Origin of the sequence: Pseudophaeobacter profundi, assembly GCF_029697505.1 — a bacterium.
Taxonomy (GTDB): Bacteria; Pseudomonadota; Alphaproteobacteria; order Rhodobacterales; family Rhodobacteraceae; genus Pseudophaeobacter; species Pseudophaeobacter profundi.
Map to the genome: position 1 here is coordinate 1 of NZ_JARJEF010000058.1, position 586 is coordinate 586.

At 60.1% G+C, this 586-nt stretch carries 1 protein-coding gene; it reads right to left on the reverse strand.

Translation table 11 applies throughout. From position 1 onward, the window contains the following. A partial coding sequence (locus P2081_RS20270; RefSeq protein ID WP_278924597.1) for a recombinase zinc ribbon domain-containing protein occupies positions 1-559 on the reverse strand: 559 nt, incomplete at its 3' end. Positions 560-586 lie beyond the last annotated feature (27 nt).

The following is a 586-nucleotide window of genomic DNA, read 5'->3' on the forward strand; positions in this document are numbered from 1 at the left end:
GGAGTTCTTCGCTGGCACGCCCAGAGACGCCCTCGTCTGATAGGGTGCCCACCAGATCGTCAATATGGGCACGGTAGAAGACAGGGAGGTCCTGGGGCAAGAAGATGGGCTCTGGGGCTGCGGCGTCCCGTTTGGCCCGTGCTTGGGTCAGTTCAGCATCCACCTTGTTGAGCTGCGCTATGATAGGGGCAGAATAGTCCCTATCCTCAACCGCTTTCATCAGGTTTGCGTGCCGGGGCTCGAGCTGACGCACAGCCTGGCTATGGAGCCGGAGCAAATCATCGCGTTCTTTCTCTTCAACTTTCTTGCGCGCCAGAAACTTCTCCCGAAACTCTGCATAGGCCTGGTCCTGCATCAGACCGACCTTTAGCCCAGACAGAATCGAGAGCGCGGCATCTTCTTCTTTCAGTCCGCGCATCCCGGTGCAGATGGATGCGCCTTTCTCTTTGGCGTTGGCGCAGTAGCATCGCCGCGTCTTGCCGCTGCCGGCCACGGCGAGGGTGCCGCCACACTGACCACAGGACAACAGGCCTGACAGCAGATACTTGCGCCGACGCATCCCTTGAGCCACGGAGAGGCCGTTGAG